The 13,835-nt window shown below is 62.2% G+C and carries 12 protein-coding genes; 2 read left to right on the top strand and 10 right to left on the bottom strand.

Translation table 11 applies throughout. The features are described from left to right. Nucleotides 1–102: 102 nt before the first annotated feature. The 9 genes from QM470_RS14855 to motA form a co-directional block, all read right to left on the bottom strand. Nucleotides 103–819 carry an RNA polymerase sigma factor FliA gene (locus QM470_RS14855; RefSeq protein WP_066541721.1) on the bottom strand — a complete coding sequence of 239 codons (717 nt, stop codon included), beginning with the start codon at nt 817–819 and terminating at the stop codon, nt 103–105. 4 nt (nt 820–823) lie between these two features. Beyond that, complete coding sequence (locus QM470_RS14850) at nt 824–1,579, bottom strand: hypothetical protein (protein ID WP_066541724.1); 756 nt, start codon at nt 1,577–1,579, stop codon at nt 824–826. After that, nucleotides 1,572–3,041, bottom strand: a complete 1,470-nt coding sequence (flhF, locus tag QM470_RS14845) for a flagellar biosynthesis GTPase FlhF (protein ID WP_218333445.1) — start codon at nt 3,039–3,041, stop codon at nt 1,572–1,574. Before flhF ends, QM470_RS14850 begins: the two co-directional genes overlap by 8 nt. Then, a complete protein-coding gene (flhA, locus tag QM470_RS14840; protein ID WP_283339800.1) occupies nt 3,038–5,146 on the bottom strand; it encodes a flagellar biosynthesis protein FlhA in 2,109 nt (702 codons plus the stop codon). The genes flhF and flhA overlap by 4 nt, the downstream gene beginning before the upstream one ends. Then, nucleotides 5,143–6,315 carry a flagellar biosynthesis protein FlhB gene (gene flhB / locus QM470_RS14835; RefSeq protein ID WP_283339799.1) on the bottom strand — a complete coding sequence of 391 codons (1,173 nt, stop codon included), beginning with the start codon at nt 6,313–6,315 and terminating at the stop codon, nt 5,143–5,145. Before flhB ends, flhA begins: the two co-directional genes overlap by 4 nt. Before the next feature lie 290 nt (nt 6,316–6,605). After that, nucleotides 6,606–7,295, bottom strand: coding sequence for a protein phosphatase CheZ (locus QM470_RS14830; RefSeq protein ID WP_283339798.1), 690 nt, complete (start codon nt 7,293–7,295; stop codon nt 6,606–6,608). A gap of 4 nt (nt 7,296–7,299) precedes the next feature. After that, a complete protein-coding gene (gene cheY / locus QM470_RS14825) occupies nt 7,300–7,686 on the bottom strand; it encodes a chemotaxis response regulator CheY (protein ID WP_066541731.1) in 387 nt (128 codons plus the stop codon). A 71-nt stretch (nt 7,687–7,757) separates the two neighbouring features. After that, nucleotides 7,758–8,696 carry a flagellar motor protein MotB gene (gene motB, locus QM470_RS14820; protein ID WP_066541732.1) on the bottom strand — a complete coding sequence of 313 codons (939 nt, stop codon included), beginning with the start codon at nt 8,694–8,696 and terminating at the stop codon, nt 7,758–7,760. Between the two features lie 32 nt (nt 8,697–8,728). Further along, complete coding sequence (motA, locus tag QM470_RS14815; RefSeq protein ID WP_066541733.1) at nt 8,729–9,589, bottom strand: flagellar motor stator protein MotA; 861 nt, start codon at nt 9,587–9,589, stop codon at nt 8,729–8,731. Nucleotides 9,590–9,750: 161 nt separating this feature from the next. On the opposite strand from motA, the gene QM470_RS14810 reads away from it, so the two are divergent. Next, nucleotides 9,751–11,406, top strand: coding sequence for an O-linked N-acetylglucosamine transferase, SPINDLY family protein (locus tag QM470_RS14810; protein ID WP_283339797.1), 1,656 nt, complete (start codon nt 9,751–9,753; stop codon nt 11,404–11,406). Next, nucleotides 11,403–12,599: a DegT/DnrJ/EryC1/StrS family aminotransferase gene (locus QM470_RS14805; protein ID WP_283339796.1), complete on the top strand. Its 1,197-nt coding sequence runs from the start codon at nt 11,403–11,405 to the stop codon at nt 12,597–12,599. Before QM470_RS14810 ends, QM470_RS14805 begins: the two co-directional genes overlap by 4 nt. A gap of 120 nt (nt 12,600–12,719) precedes the next feature. On the opposite strand, the gene QM470_RS14800 is transcribed toward QM470_RS14805, so the two are convergent. Further along, a complete protein-coding gene (locus QM470_RS14800; RefSeq protein WP_283339795.1) occupies nt 12,720–13,829 on the bottom strand; it encodes a class I SAM-dependent methyltransferase in 1,110 nt (369 codons plus the stop codon). Nucleotides 13,830–13,835: the final 6 nt, after the last annotated feature.

Genomic DNA, 13,835 nt, shown 5'->3' with positions numbered 1-13,835 from the left:
TTTGTGGGCGGCCGCTTCAGCCTGTGCAATGGCTGGAGTCTATTTTGAGGCGGGACAGCTAGCGGCGTGGGAGGCTGCAAGCGCTCCCAAGGGCCGGGGTGTTCAGTGGGGGCGCATTTTGGTGCGCAAGCGGGCAATGGCCTGGCTGTGCAGCTGGCAGACGCGGGACTCGGTGACTTCCAGCACGGCGGCAATCTCCTTGAGATTCATGTCGTGTTCGTAGTACATGCCCATCACGTACTTCTCGCGCTCCGGCAGGCCTTCGATGGCCTGCACCAAGGCGGTGCGCAGCCGGTGGTCGCGCAGCATGGCCATGGGGTCGCTGCTGCTGTCGGCCACATAGCGGTCCAGATAGCCTTCGTCGTCATCTTGGCCGGGGGACAGGTCTTCCAGATAGAACAGCTGCGTGCCGCGCACCTTGCCCAGCAGGCTTTGGTACTCGTCCAGCGGCAGGTCCATGGCTTCGGCGATTTCAGACTCGCGGGGCGTGCGGCCCAGCCGCTGCTCCAGGCGGCGGATGGTGACTTCGATGTCTTTCTGCCCTTTGCGCGAGCTGCGGCTCATCCAGTCGCTCTCGCGCAGCTCATCGAGCATGGCGCCGCGGATGCGCTGGCTGGCAAAGGTCTCGAATTGCACGCCCTGGGCACTTTCGTAGCGCGACAGCGCTTCGGCCAGACCGATCATGCCCACCTGGATCAAGTCGTCCAGTTCCACGTTCGGAGGCAGCTTGGCGATCATATGGTGCGCAATACGACGCACCAGCGGGGCGTGCTGGCGGATCAGCGCGTCACGATCAAGCTGGCCATGGGCGGTGTACATCGGGTCAATGGCTCCAATCGGTAGGCTGGGCGGCGGCCTGCTGCGGCATTCCTACCGCTTCGGCTTGCTCCAAGCATTGTAGCGACCAGCGCTGCAGTTGCCGGGGGTTATCGGGGTTCAGTTGCATGACGAGGGGCTCGACATGCAGGTGGTGCATGGCGCACTGCACCACGGCCTGCAGATTGCGGGCGAACCCAGTGTCCGGCGACATGGAAACCAGCTTGGCGGTCAGCCCTGTGTGCATCAGCATGTGCTTGAGTGCGCGGTAGCTGCGCAGCACGCTGCGGCCCTGGGAGGGCACCATCAGCAGCGGGGACTGGCTGGCACCGTGCAGCACCGGGCTCAGGATCTGTTCCGGGGCAATGATGATGACCAGCGCATGGTTGCGCAAGTGGCGGTGCAGCAGGTCCAGGGCGCGGCAGCCTTGCTGGCGGGCACGGTGGGCCAGTTGCAGCAGGCCGCGGGCGGCCGGCAGGGTGGCCACGCTGTGGGCGCCTTCGGTGCCCACGGGCAGTGCGCCAAAGCCGCTGCCGCTGTGGGGCTGCAGCAGATCCTGCAGGCCCGGCGCATCGGCCGTTTCCTGCTCGGTGCCGTCCAGCACGATGACCGGATAGCCTTGTTGTTGCAGGTGGGTGCAGGCGCTCCACAGGGCCTGGGTGCCTGCCAGATCACCGCCGGGCAGCACGCTCAGCACGCGCAGCGGGTTGGCGGCGGCCTGCCATTGCAGGCCGGAACCTTGGTGGCTGCTGCTCTCAAGCATGCAGGCCTCCGGCGCTGCGGGGCGATTCCGCAAAGAAGAAGTCCAGATCCAGGGCCGAGGGGTCGAAGGCCGAACGGGTGTGGGCACGCATGGACGAGGCGATCAGTTCCTGGGCGTTGGCGCGCTCGAAGTCTTCGGGCACGCGCTGGCCGTTGGTGATACCGCGCAGCTGCATCTGGTGGCGCACCAGTGCGTCCAGGGCCGGGCCCAGCTTCACGGCTTCGTCCACCTTGGACAGGATGGTCTGCTTGCAGCCGTTGCGCTTGAAGGCGCCCAGCGATTCGTCCAGCGTATCGCCCTGGCTGCCGGCGTTGACCACCAGCAGGCGTTGCACGCCCGGCAGGTCCAGCACGTCCAGGATGTCGTCCTTGCGCGGATCGCGCGGGGCCACGCCGGTGGTGTCGATCAGGACCATCTTCTTGCCGGACAGCAGGCTCAGCAGGTCCTGCAGCGCGGCCTTGTCATGGGCCAGGTGGGCTACCACACCCAGCATGCGGCCGTAGGCACGCAGCTGTTCGTGGCCGCCGACGCGGTAGGTGTCCAGCGTGATCAGGCCGACATTGTGGGCGCCGTGCACCTGAGCCGCCAGGGCGGCCAGCTTGGCGGCCGTGGTGGTCTTGCCCACGCCGGTGGAGCCCACCAGGGCGAACACGCCACCGGTTTCGTAGATGGAGGCCTGCTTGGCGTCGGTGTGCAGATTGCGTTCCAGCACGTTCATCAGCCACTTCAGGGCTTCGGCCGGGCCGGCGTTCTGGGGCATGCGCTCGAGCAGGGTACGGCCTAGCGTGGGCGAGTAGCCGGCGCGGATCAGCTTGACCATCAGGTTCGAGTGCAGCGGGCTCTGGCGCGTCTGGTTCAGCCACGACAGGGTGTTGAAGCGCTCTTCAATCAGGTCCTTCATGGACTGCAGCTCGCCCATCACCTGGGTGTTCAGCGCTGGGGCGGCCGGGGCGGGCTTGCGCGCCTCCACCGGCAGTTCAATCGCCATGCCGCGCAGCGGGTTGTGCTTGACCACCGTGGGGGTGGTGGGCAGCGGTGCGGTGTCGCGCACGGCATCCAGGCGGTTCTTGCGGGCAAAAGTGGGCAGTGCCGGCACTTCTTCTTCCATCTGGGCGTCGGGGCCGCGGCGGCGCAGCATGCGTTCGCGCACATAGTCCTGGAAGGACAGGGTGCTCATGCTCAGTTGCTCGGTGTCTTCCGCCACGGATTGCTTGGCCGATGCCTGCAGCGCCTTGGGAGGGCGGGTCTCTTCGGCGTCGCGGGCCTGGATGGCAGCCTGCAGGCGGTTGCTGGTGCGGTTGCCCTGGTCCAGCTTGCCCAGGCCGTCTTCCGACGTGGCCATGACTTCCACGCCGGTCGAGGTGGCGCGGTTGGCAAGGATCAGTGTGCCTTCCCCAAAGACGGCCCGCGCTTTGGCCAGGGCCTCACGGGAGGTGGGGGCGGTAAAGCGTTGGATGTTCATGCGGATGCACCTTTAAGAATGGGACCAATGCGGATGGTGTGCGTTTCGGGGATCTCGCTGTGGGCGAGCACCTGCAGTCGAGGAGCGACACGGCGCACCAACTTGGCAATGGTGTTGCGAATGGAGTCGGGAACCAGCAGGCAGGCGGGCATGCCCATTTCTTCCTGGCGGTTGGCCACTTCGGCGGCGCGCTGGGTCAGGACGTCGGCGACGCCGGGGTCCAGCGAAGGCGCTGCGGGGTTGGCCAGGGCCTGGACCAGCAGGCGTTCCAGGCCGGGCTCGATGGCGATCACGTTCAGTTCGCGGGTCGGGCCGTAAATTTGCTGGACGATGGCCGGCGACAGCGCGATGCGCACGCGGCGGGCCAGTTCCATGGGGTCCTGGGTCGAGCCAGCATGCTCGGCCAGCGTTTCGATGATGGTGCGGATGTCACGGATGTGCACCGAGTCCTCCAGCAGCAGCTGGAGCACTTTTTGGAACGTCGTGATGGACACCATTTTGGGAATGACTTCTTCGATCAGCTTGGGTGCCAACTTGGCAACATGCTCCACCAGCTGCTGCACCTCAGTGCGGCTGAGCAGCTTGGAAGCCTGGACTTGCATCAAGTGTGACAAATGCGTCGCCATCACGGTTTCCGAATCAACGACGGTAAAACCGGCCATTTGCGCCGCTTCCTTCTGGCGCTCATCGATCCAGTGGGCTGGCAGTCCGAAAGCGGGGTCGGTGGTGGGGGTGCCGATCAGCGGCGTGCTGATGCCGCCCGGGTTGATGGCCAGGTACATGCCGGGGAAGGCTTCGCCTTCGCCCACCATCACGCCACGCAGGGTGATGCGGTAGGCGCTGGGCTTGAGCTCCAGGTTGTCGCGCACATGCACGGCCGGGGGCAGGAAGCCCACTTCCTGGGCAAACTTGCGGCGCACGCCCTTGATGCGGGTCAGCAGGTCGCCCTGGCGGTTCTTGTCCACCAGCGCAATCAGACGGTAGCCCAGCTCCAGGCCCAGCAGGTCCACGGGCTGCAGATCGTCCCAGGTGGCTTCGCTGTCTTGCTGGGTGGCGGCCACGGCGGCCTGCTTCTGGGTGGCACCGGCTGCCTGTTCGGTCTTTTGCTGTTGCTTGCGGTGGGCCAGCCAGGCGGCGTAGCCGAAAGCCGAACCCATGGCCAGGAACACGACGTGGGGCATGTTGGGGATCAGACCCAGCAGGATCAGGATGGCGGCGGTGATGCCCAGCGCACGGGGCGAGGCAAACATCTGGGTGGCAATCTGCTTGCCGGTGTCGCCGTCCTTGCCGACGCGGGAGATCACCATCGCCGAGGCCACGGAAATCAGCAGGCCGGGAATCTGGGCGACCAGCGCGTCACCGACGGCCAGCAGGATGTAGCTGTTGGCTGCGTCACCCGCCGACAGGCCGTGCTGGGCCATGCCGATGATGAAGCCGCCGATGATGTTGATCACCAGAATCAGGATACCGGCCACGGCATCACCGCGCACAAACTTGGAGGCACCGTCCATGGAGCCGAAGAAGTTGGCTTCTTCGCCCACTTCGGCGCGGCGGCGCTTGGCTTCGGCTTCGTCGATCAGGCCGGCGTTCAGGTCGGCATCCACGGCCATCTGCTTGCCGGGCATGGCGTCCAGGGTGAAGCGGGCCGAGACTTCGGCGATACGCTCGGCGCCCTTGGTGATCACCACGAAGTTGATCACCACCAGGATGGCGAACACGATCAGACCCACAGCAAAGTTGCCTCCGATCAGGAAGTGACCGAAGGCCTCGATCACCGCACCCGCCGCTCCGGGGCCGGTGTGGCCTTCCATCAGCACCACGCGGGTGGAGGCCACGTTCAGCGACAGGCGCATCAGGGTGGTCAGCAGCAGCACCGAGGGGAAGGCCGCAAAGTCCAGCGGCTTGATCATGTAGGCCGCCACCATCATCACCATCAGCGCAATCGCGATGTTCAGCGTGAAGAAGGTGTCCAGCAGCCAGGGTGGAATGGGCAACACCATCAGCGCCAGGATGGCAATCACCAGAATCGGGGCCGACATGCCTTGCAGCGCATTGCCATGCTTGCCAGCCATCTGCTGGATGTTCTTGATCATTGCGGTGCTCATGGTGCGGTGCTTTCCGTGGTGGATTCAGGGGCGGTGCGCAGCTTGGTGTGCGGGTCCAGTTCAGGCGGGACCGGCGGTTGCACCAGTTCACCCGGGGGCGGGGCTTCGCCGCGCAGCGAGGCCTTGAGGCGGTAGACATAGGCCAGCACCTGGGCCACGGCGGTGTACAGCGTGGACGGGATGGCCTGGTCGAGTTCGGCGTTGGCGTAGAGCGCACGGGCCAGCATGGGCGATTCGAGCACTGGAATGTCGTGGGCCTTGGCGACTTCGCGGATCTTCAGTGCCACCAGGTCGGCGCCCATGGCGATCACCTGGGGGGCGGCCATGGTGGCTTCGTCGTAGCGCAGGGCCACGGCGTAGTGGGTGGGGTTGGTGACCACGAAGTCGGCCTTGGGCACGCGGGAGACGGAGGCGCGGTGCGCCATCTCGCGCTGCTTCTGGCGGATCTTGCCCTTCACTTCCGGGCTGCCTTCGGATTCCTTGTGTTCCTGCTTGACTTCCTGGTGGCTCATCTTCAGGCGGCGCTTGAACAGGAAGTTCTGCAGCGGCACATCGATGATGGCGACCATGAAGACCACCACCAGCATCAAGGCCATGCCGCCGGCAATCCAGTCGCCCACCTTGGACAGGGCCGAGCGGCTGGGCTGCAGGGGCAGGGTGGCCAGCTCGGGAATGCCGGAGCGCAGATAGAACCAGCCCACGAAGGCCAGCACGATGGTCAGCATCACGTTCTTGGCGGCCGTGACCAGCTGCTGCATGGACACCAGGTTCTTGATGCCCGACAGCGGGTTGATGCGGTTGAACTGGGGGGTGATGGGTTTGAAGCTGAGCACCCAGCCACCGGCCAGCACGCCGGAAATGATGGAGGCGGCCGAAATCAGCACGCCCAGAATCAGCACCGCCGTCAGAGCGACGATGGAGATGTCCACCAGGCGTTCCACCATCAGCTGGGGCGACAGGATGGTGCTGGCATTGAAGGACAGCTGGCGGGCCATGGCTTCGTGCATATGGCCGACCAGGGAAGGGCCGCCTGCCAGCACCGCCAGCGCGCCGACGCCCATCACCGTCAGGTGACCGAGGTCGCGGGAGCGTGCAGCTTGACCGTCTTTGCGGGTCTTCTGCAGTTTTCGCTCGGTAGCGGGTAGGTTTTTGTCTTGGCTGGATTCCATGGCGGCATGGGGGAATGTCCATGCCATTGTCCGCAGCGGGGTCTGCGGCGATGCCGTGAAAAGCGGGGTCGGGGGCGCGTTATTCCCGGATAGCGGACGCCGAAAACCCGCTGGAGTCTGCTAGCGCCGGCAGGCATGGGCCTGCCGATGGCTTCCCCAACAAGCGCTTTGCGCGCTGTTGCCCCCCTCATCCGGGTGAGCGGGGCCGGTGCTGCGCGGCGCAGCCGGGGGGGGCGCATGGCCGAGCCCAGCCGAGGGATGGAAAAGCCGGGCGGCGGTGCCGCCGCGGCTCAGAAGCCCAGGCTGGCCAGCAGGTCGTCCACTTCCGACTGGGAGGTGACCACGTTGGGGGTATTGTCCGGGTCTACCACCGGGCCTTGCAGCGCCGGGTGGCCGTCGGCCGTGAACTCGGCAGCCGGTGCAGCAGGCTCGACTTCCGGGACGGTCGCCAGCACCGCCGCCGCTGCCGGTGCGCTGTGCATGGGGGCCGTCTGCAGCAGCAGCTCGACCAGCTGCTCTTCCAGGCTGGACGTCAGCTTGACCACCTTGGCGATCACCTGGCCGGTCAGGTCATGGAAGTCCTGGGCCATCATGATTTCGGTCAGGCGGCTGTCCAGGCGGGCGTTGGCCGCATCCATGGCTTCCAGGTGGTTCATCACATGGCCTTTGGCCACGGCCGCCACGGGATCGGCCACCAGGGCCTCACGCATTTTCTGCGTCTGCTCCACGATCTGGCTGTGTTCGTCCTTGGCCGTATCCACAATGCCCAGCACCTTTTCCGCCGCTTCGCCGGTCAGGCGGGCGATGTAGGTCAGGCGGCTTTGGGCGTCTGGCAGGGCATCCACGGAGCCCTGGAGACGGTCGGCATAGCCAAGTTCTCGCAGCGAATCGTGCAACTGCCGGGTCAGCAGACCCAGCTTGTTGTGCACATCTCCCTGGTCGTAACCGCCGGGGAGAGGTGTATTCGGCGCTTCGTCCATGGGCTTACATCCCCATCTTTTTCAGCACCAGATTGACTTTTTCTTCCAGCGTGGCCTTGGTGAAAGGCTTGACGATGTAACCGGCAGCGCCACCCTGGGCGGCCGCCACGATGTCTTCCTTGCGGGCTTCGGCGGTCACCATCAGCACCGGCAGGTGCTTGAGCTTCTCATCGGCCTTGATTTCGGTCAGCAACTGGAACCCGTTCATATTGGGCATGTTGATGTCGGTCACCACGAAGTCGAACTTGCTGTTGCGCAGCTTGTGCAGGGCTACCACGCCATCTTCGGCCTCATCGGCTTCGGTGAAGCCGCTTTCCTTGAGCAGGTTGCGCACGATACGGCGCATGGTGGAGAAGTCGTCAACGATCAAAAAGCGAAGGGGATTGGCCACGTGAGGACCCTTTCGGTCGAAATAGCTCTGTTATCAATGATGTGCCGGTGCGCATACTAAGCGACAAATTGTCACAAAGATGGCGTGCCCGGTACAGGATTGTCCTGCTTATCGGCAGGTTCAATAGGTTCCTTGACCGCATGTTTGCCCAACAGCCGTTCTTCGGCCTCATGGGTCAGTACGGTGATGGTGATGCGGCGGTTCTGGGGGGCGCGCGGTTGGTCCGGGTACAGCAGGTCGCTGGCCGCCAGACCCACCACACGGGCCAGTTTGTCGTCAGGCATGCCGGACGACACCAATTCGCGGCGCGAGGCATTGGCGCGGTCGGAGGACAGTTCCCAGTTGCTGTAACCCCGCTGGCCGTTGCCATAAGGGGCGGCGTCGGTGTGGCCGGCCAGGCTGATGCGGTTTTCCACCCCGCCCATGGCCGTCCCCACTTCGCGCAGGATGTCGCGCATATAGGGCTTGAGGATGGCGCTGCCGATGTCGAACATGGGGCGGTTCTGTTCGTCCACGATCTGGATCTGCAGGCCGTCGGGGGTGACGTCGATACGGATCTGCGACTTGTATTCGTTCAGTGTGGCATTGCTGCTGATCATGGCGTCGATCTTGGCGCGCAGGGATTTGATGCGCTGGGCATCCTGCTGGGCGCGGATCTGGCGCGAGGTGCTGTCCATCTTGCGGCGGTCGTTGTTTTCGTCCGCGTCGGAGCGGCGGATCTGGCCGTGTACCTTGGCCAGGTCGTTGCCACCGCCGGGAATGATGCTGGAGCTGTTGCCCGAGCCGTCGCCGCCGGCCATCGAGACCTTCAGCGGCGAATTGAAATAGGCCGCAATCCCCTGCAGATCGCCTTTGGCGGTGGAGCCCAGCAGCCACATCAGCAGGAAGAAGGCCATCATGGCCGTCATGAAGTCAGCGTAGGCAATCTTCCAGGCACCGCCATGCGCGCCGTGGGCGGCTTTCTTGACGCGCTTGATGATGATGGGCTGGAGTTTTTTTTCGGTTGCCATGTGCGTGGGCCTTCTTCTTTACCGCTGGAGGCTTACTTCTGGCCCTTGACGTGCTCTTCCAGCTCCACAAAGCCGGGGCGTTCGGTCGAGAACAGCACCTTGCGGCCGAATTCAATGGCCGTGGGCGGGTTGTAGCCTTGCATGCTGGCGATCAGCGTGCACTTCACGCATTCCAGTTCCTTGGAGCCGTCCTGGAAAATCTGTTCGATCACGCCGGCCAGCGGTTCCACCAGCGCATAGGCCAGCAAGATACCGAGGAAGGTCCCCACCAGGGCGGAAGCGATCATGCCGCCCAGCACGGACGGGGGCTGGCCCACGGAGCCCATGGTGTTCACCACCCCCAGCACGGCGGCTACGATACCGAAGGCGGGCAGCGCACCTGCCAGGCGTTGCAAGGCTGCAACAGGGCGGTGGTTTTCCTGGTGGTGGGCCTCGATCTCGTTCTCCATCAGGGTCTCAATTTCGTGCGAATTGAGGTTGCCGGAGACCATCATCCGCAGGTAGTCGGTGATGAATTCCACCAGATGGTGGTCGGCCAGGATGTCAGGGTACTTCTGGAACAGCGGCGATTCGTTGGGCTCTTCCACATCGGATTCGATGGCCATCAGGCCTTCCTTGCGGGCCTTCTGCAGCAGGTCGTACAGCAGGGCCAGCAGGCTCATGAACCGGGCCTTGGTGTACTTGGAGCCTTTGATGGCCAGCGGAATGGCAGCAGCCGTGGCCTTCAGCACCTTGGGCTGATTGCTCACGATGAAGGCGCCAAACGCCCCGCCGCCAATGGTGGCCATTTCAAAAGGCAGCGCCTTGGCCAGCACGGACATATTGCCGCCGTGCAGGGCGTAGACGCCGAAGATGCAGCCGAAGGCCACGAGGTAACCGATGAGGACAAGCATGGGGAGGATTCTGTCAGTCAGCAGGCCGAGCTAAGGGGGGAAGAAGCGGCGGAAAAATGCGCATCTTCGGCGCTTGGGGAGGATCTTATCGAGGGAGACTTGGCTAGGCTAGAAGTGTATTCTGGTCAACAGATATTTCGATTTCTTTCATCACTTGCTATATGACAACGCTTGACCAAGCTGTGGTTGCCTCTGAACCCGTGCCGATGCTTTCCCATGCGCTGCATGACATCAATGTCAGGCTGATCGGGCAAAACAAGTTTTTGCCGGCGCTGACCGAGCTCATGTGCCTGGCCAAGGACCATGTGATGAGCGCCAACCTGTGGGTATTGATCGGCGTGGTGTACGCACGGATGTCGAATTGGTCGGCTGCCATCGGGGCGCTGGAAACGGCCATTGCGCTGGATGAGCGGGCGCAAGGCGCACACCAGCTGATGGCACTGGCGGTGTTCAGCATTGGCCGGCGTGAACAAGCCTGTCAGATGGTGGATGAGGCGTGCAAGCGCTCTTCGGAAAACAACGCCTGGCTGTTGCGTGCCTATATCCATGCCCACTCCTCCCGCAGCCCGGAGGTGGCGCTGAAGGTGGCTCAGGACTGGGGACGCCGTTTTGCCGATCCGCTCACTCGCAAGGCCAAGCCCCTGGTCGTTGGGGATCGGAATCCCCGGAAAAAACTAAAAATCGGTTACGTCACAGCCGATTTTCGGGAGCATTCGGTAGCGTTCTTTATGTTGCCGGTACTGAAATTTCATAATCAGGATGAGTATGAAATTCATGTGTACTCGAATGGACCATGGGACCATTACACGCCGCAGCTGCGTATGCATGTGCAGTACTGGGAAGATGTTATCGGGCTTTCCGATAAGGACCTTCATCAGAAAATCCGGGATGATCAAATCGATGTGCTGGTTGATTTGTCTGGTTTCACGCACGGCCACAGACTGGGCGTCTTTGCACAAAGAGCGGCGCCTGTGCAGGTGACGTGGGTGGGGTATATGCAGACCTTGGGTATGAAGGCCATGGATTATCGTCTGGTTGACAGTGGGGTCGCACCGCCCAGTCATGCACCTTATTATTCCGAAGCGCTATTCCAGATGCCGTTTTCAGGGTGTTATGCCCCTCCCGTGTATGCACCGTTGTGTGAGACGTTGCCGATGGAGCGCAACGGCTATCCGACGCTGGTTTCACCGAACAGTTCTGCAAAGATCACAGACGAAATGCTGGCGGTATGGTCCAAGATCCTTCATGCACGCGAAGATGCCCGGCTGATCATCTTGGTCAAGGAGCTGGATGCCGATGCTGCGCAGGCCGACATGCAGCCCCGTGTAGAGGCTGCTGGAATGCCTTTGGACCGTGTTTTTGTGATGCAGCAGCAGCCTTTGAACAATTTCATGGAGCTGGGTCACATTGCCGACATCATGCTGGATACCGCTCCTATGTCGGGAGGTACCACGGTTTTCCATGCGCTGTGGATGGGACTGACGGTGGTTTCCATGGATGCAGAGCGCGGGGTGGATGTCGTTGCGGCCCGTATTTTGCGAACGGTCGGGGCTGATGCGGAAATCACGCGCAACACCGATGAATATATACAGGCGGTTTTGGATTTGATGAATGATCCGGAGCGATTGTTGCGCCAGCGTCTGGGTGCGCGCGAGCAAATGCAGAACTGCGGGTATATGAATTTTGCAGAACGAACTGCGGACGTGGAGAAATCCTTCCGCCTGATGTGGATCAACTGGCTGCGCGGCAATAAAAAAATCCTGGATACGCAAGTTGATATGGATGCCTTGTTGCAGGAAATGGAGCCAGCGCTATGAAAGCAGATACTGCGCAGGAATTGGAGCGGATTCCATTATTGGTTCCGGACATTCCGGCACCGCAGTATTTATTGCCCTGGCTGGAAAAAGTGCATGCCGCACGGCATTATTCCAATTTCGGCCCTTTGGTGTGTGAGCTGGAATCCCGCTTTGCGCAACAGTTTGCGCTTCCGCAGCCCCAAATCACCACCGTGGCCAATGCCACTCTGGGTCTGGAGCTGGTGCTGCAGGCACTCGCGTTGGCGCCGGGGTCACGCATACTGGTGCCTGCCTTCACTTTTGTGGCCACGGCCACTGCCGTGTTGCGTGCGGGCCATATTCCTGTGCTGGCCGATGTGGATGCACACAGCTGGCTGCTGACGCCGGATATCGCGCGCCAGGCGTGTGTGGGCCGGCAACTCGATGCAGTGCTTGCCGTCGCCACGTTTGGCATGCCGCACGATATGCAGGCGTGGCAGCAGTTTGAAGAGGAAACCGGAATTCCCGTGGTGATTGATGCCGCCGCCGCTTACGGCAGCCAATGGTTGCAAGGGGCGCAGGGAACCTTGGTGTTCAGCTTGCACGCCACCAAAAGCCTGCCCGCCATCGAGGGCGGGGTCGTGGTTTCTTCCCGTCCGGGATTGGCCGCCAAGGTGCGGCAGTTGTCCAACTTCGGTATCAATCTGGATGCGGGTTCCGGCCTGCCTTTAGGCTCCCTGTCTGCCACCGGCACCAACGCCAAGATGAGCGAATACCACGCCGCCGTGTGTCTGGCGTCGCTTCAGATCTGGGAGCAGCGTTCGCTCCAGCGAAAAGCGTTGCATGCCGATTTGGTAGCGGAAATGGATCGCGCCACAGGGGGGCTGCTGGGTTGGCAGAAACCGGGGGCGGCAGGCAGCATTCAAGCGCCTGCATTGCTGTGTGCACAATTCCCCGATGAAGCGGCACGCAACCAGGCCGAGCAAGGGCTGACGCAAGCCAACATCACGACCCGGCGCTGGTACCAGCCCTTGTTGAGCGATATGGCGGTACTCCAGCAACGTTGTGAGACCTTGGCGGTGCCCAATGCGCAGCAACTGTCTCGCACTTTGCTGGGGCTGCCCTTTTTCATGGACATCACGCCAGCACAGAGGGCGCGGGTGGCGGAGACCGTGGCGCGATCCGCGCGGCGCTCAGGCCTGCGTGAAGCGCCACTTGCTACCGCTGCGCTCTAGCGTGGCATCCCATGTGCGCCTGCCGCACAGAAGAGGCGCAAGCGCATGGTCCGGGGGCGTTAAGCCCGCGGACGCCGGGCTGCGGCAGGCGTCCGTGGTGGGGCGGGGGCGTCCTGTGCTTCAGGCCGGGCGGCGCCGCAGAAAAAGCGTATCGCTGGCCACAAAAGCCTGATCGTAATCTCCTGTGCGAAGCAGTTCGTCCCCTGCGCGCTGCGGCCCATCGCCGAAGGCCCACACATAATCGTCCAACAGCAACCAACCGCCTGGTATCAGATGGGGCGACCAGGTTTCAATATCCTGAACGACATGGTCATAGCGGTGATTTCCATCGATATGCAGCAGCGCTATTTTTCCCGTGACCGGGACATCACCCAGGTCGGGAGAGTGCAAGCGCTGACCGGGAATCGCATCGAGGTAGGTCTCAATGGCTTGAACCGATGGTGCCCGGATATAGCCCATGCTGCCGACTTCGCTGGCCGTAGCGCAAAACTCTGCAAAAACACGGTCAAGGTCAATCAGTGATCTGCTATCGAACAAGCCCTGGGCGGCAGCTCCTTGATCCACAATTTGCTCCATGCGCCATGGATCGACACAGATGGTGGAGCCCACGCGGTAGTGCTGGGCCAGCCGTGCCAAGGCATACGCGGATCTGCCAAAGAGCGAGCCGATTTCCACCACATCGCCTGCGGGAACAAGGCGTGCAATGGCAGACATGGCCGTCAATTTCTCGGAATCGCTTTCACCTGGAACGCGCAAGAAGCCTCTGTGCAGTGCGGCGTATTGCAGTCGGTTCATGGCCGGGGCAGCATGCATGCCGTCGATTGACAGTGCCAAGTGATCCTGAAGTGCTTTGTCAGCCCAGTTCAGATGGGGCTCGAACTCATTCCAATAGTTCTGGAATGGGTGATCGTTGCACAGAGTGAATGCATATTTCTCGGCATCGCCATCTGGACCTTTTTTCAAGATGTTCTTGAAATGAGACCAGACCCCATGGTGGGGTGAATGGATATGCGTAATATGGTGATTTTCTAGCGCGCTTTCAAAGGTTGTGTTGAAAGCAGGGTCGGTGATATAGGGAAGTGATATTATTTCTTCGAAGTATTTTGAAGGAGAATGCAGCGGAACAGAGCTGGCCCCAATCACAGAAAAACCTAGCTGTTTTGCTGTCTTTGCAATATTTTCTGCACCATCAATTACCGCGGGAAATATAAGCAATGTCGGTTTTTTCATAGGCGA

This window comes from Comamonas sp. 17RB, from assembly GCF_030056555.1.
Lineage (GTDB): Bacteria > Pseudomonadota > Gammaproteobacteria > Burkholderiales > Burkholderiaceae_C > Comamonas > Comamonas terrigena.
Note: the sequence above shows the minus strand (reverse complement) of the source record. Positions and strands in the feature narration are given on the sequence as shown.

Coding starts and splice junctions, on each gene's coding strand:
- QM470_RS14800 (WP_283339795.1), bottom strand. CDS start 13,829: ATGAAAAAACCGACATTGCTTATATTTCCCGCGGTAATTGATGGTGCA.
- QM470_RS14810 (WP_283339797.1), top strand. CDS start 9,751: ATGACAACGCTTGACCAAGCTGTGGTTGCCTCTGAACCCGTGCCGATG.
- flhF (WP_218333445.1), bottom strand. CDS start 3,041: ATGAACATCCAACGCTTTACCGCCCCCACCTCCCGTGAGGCCCTGGCC.
- QM470_RS14805 (WP_283339796.1), top strand. CDS start 11,403: ATGAAAGCAGATACTGCGCAGGAATTGGAGCGGATTCCATTATTGGTT.
- motB (WP_066541732.1), bottom strand. CDS start 8,696: ATGGCAACCGAAAAAAAACTCCAGCCCATCATCATCAAGCGCGTCAAG.
- QM470_RS14850 (WP_066541724.1), bottom strand. CDS start 1,579: ATGCTTGAGAGCAGCAGCCACCAAGGTTCCGGCCTGCAATGGCAGGCC.
- QM470_RS14855 (WP_066541721.1), bottom strand. CDS start 819: ATGTACACCGCCCATGGCCAGCTTGATCGTGACGCGCTGATCCGCCAG.
- flhA (WP_283339800.1), bottom strand. CDS start 5,146: ATGAGCACCGCAATGATCAAGAACATCCAGCAGATGGCTGGCAAGCAT.
- motA (WP_066541733.1), bottom strand. CDS start 9,589: ATGCTTGTCCTCATCGGTTACCTCGTGGCCTTCGGCTGCATCTTCGGC.
- flhB (WP_283339799.1), bottom strand. CDS start 6,315: ATGGAATCCAGCCAAGACAAAAACCTACCCGCTACCGAGCGAAAACTG.
- QM470_RS14830 (WP_283339798.1), bottom strand. CDS start 7,295: ATGGACGAAGCGCCGAATACACCTCTCCCCGGCGGTTACGACCAGGGA.